The organism is Streptomyces diastatochromogenes, from assembly GCF_002242805.1.
Classification (GTDB): Bacteria; Actinomycetota; Actinomycetes; order Streptomycetales; family Streptomycetaceae; genus Streptomyces; species Streptomyces diastatochromogenes.
On record NZ_MCGQ01000159.1, the window covers coordinates 1 to 1,559 of the forward strand.

Below are 1,559 nucleotides of genomic sequence, written 5' to 3' on the forward strand. Positions count from 1 at the left end.
ACTCATGCCCCAGCAGTGACCGCGCGGAGCGAGGGGCGGCCGTCGGCCCGCCCCTCACCCATGCGCCGCGCCCCCCTGCCCGCCACCGAATCTTTCACCCTCACAACTTCCGGAGCCCCCAGTGCAGTTCGGCACGTTCTCCATAGGTGACGTCACCCCCAACCCCACCACCGGCAGGCCGCCGACCGAGCAGGAGCGGCTGAAGGCGATGGTCGCGATCGCGGTCAAGGCCGAAGAGGTCGGCCTCGACGTCTTCGCGACCGGCGAGCACCACAACCCGCCGTTCGTCTCCTCCTCGCCGACCACCCTGCTGTCCCACATAGCCGCGAAGACCGACCGGATCATCCTCTCCACGTCGACTACGCTGATCACCACCAACGACCCGGTCAAGGTCGCCGAGGACTACGCGGTCCTGCAGCACCTCGCCGACGGCCGCCTCGACCTGATGCTGGGCCGCGGCAACACCGGTCCCGTCTACCCCTGGTTCGGCAAGGACGTCCGCCACGGCATTCCGCTCGCCATCGAGAACTACGCGCTGCTGCACCAGTTGTGGCGCGAGGAGTACGTCGACTGGAAGGGGACCTTCCGTACCCCGCTGCAGTCCTTCACCTCGGTCCCGAGGCCGCTGGACGGCATTCCGCCGTTCGTCTGGCACGGCTCCGTGCGCAGCCCGGAGATCGCCGAGCAGGCCGCCTTCTACGGCGACGGCTTCTTCGTCAACAACCTCTTCATGCCCAAGGACCACTTCCGCCGCCTGATCGCCATCTACCGCGAGCGCTACGCCCACTACGGCCACGGCACCGCGGAACAGGCGATCGTCGGCGCCGGCGGGCTCGTCTTCGTCCGCCGCAACTCCCAGGACGCCGTGCGCGAGTTCCGCCCGTACTTCGACAACTCCCCGATGGCCGGGCACGGTCCCACGATGGAGGAGTACATGGAGCAGACGCCGATGATCGTGGGCAGCCCGCAGCAGGTGATCGACAAGACGCTGACCTACCGCGAGCACTACGGCGACTACCAGCGCCAGCTCTTCGCCGTCGACACCGGCGGCATGCCGCTGAAGTCGGTCCTGGACACGCTCGACCTGCTCGGCGAGGAGGTCGTACCCGTCCTGCGCAAGGAGCTGGCCGCCCGGCGGCCCGGCAACGTCCCGGAGGCGCCGCCCACCCACGCCTCCCTGCTCGCCGACCGCGAAGCGCTGGTCTCCCTGGCCCCCGAGGGCTCCGACTCCGGGGAGGGGGCCAAGTGAGCACCCGCAGGCCCCTGCGCCTCGTCGTCGTCTCGGCCGGCCTGAGCGTTCCCTCCTCCACCCGGCTGCTCGCCGACCGGCTCACCGAGACCGTCCGCACGGAACTGGCCGCAGCCGAGCGCGAGGTCGAGGTCCGGATCGTCGAACTGCGCGACCTGGCCGTCGACATCGCCAAGAACTTCGCCTCCGGCTTCCCCTCGCCCGAGCTGTCCGACGCCATCGAAGCGGTCACCTCGGCCGACGGCCTGATCGCCGTCACTCCGGTGTTCACCGCCTCCTACAGCGGGCTGTTCAAGTCGTTCTTCGACGT

At 69.5% G+C, this 1,559-nt stretch carries 2 protein-coding genes; both read left to right on the forward strand.

Translation table 11 applies throughout. From position 1 onward, the window contains the following. Positions 1-121: 121 nt before the first annotated feature. Positions 122-1,249 carry a CE1758 family FMN-dependent luciferase-like monooxygenase gene (locus BEK98_RS47300; protein ID WP_094222961.1) on the forward strand — a complete coding sequence of 376 codons (1,128 nt, stop codon included), beginning with the start codon at positions 122-124 and terminating at the stop codon, positions 1,247-1,249. Then, positions 1,246-1,559: NAD(P)H-dependent oxidoreductase (locus BEK98_RS47305; RefSeq protein ID WP_208643448.1), on the forward strand; the 314-nt coding region annotated here is incomplete at its 3' end. The genes BEK98_RS47300 and BEK98_RS47305, both read left to right, overlap by 4 nt.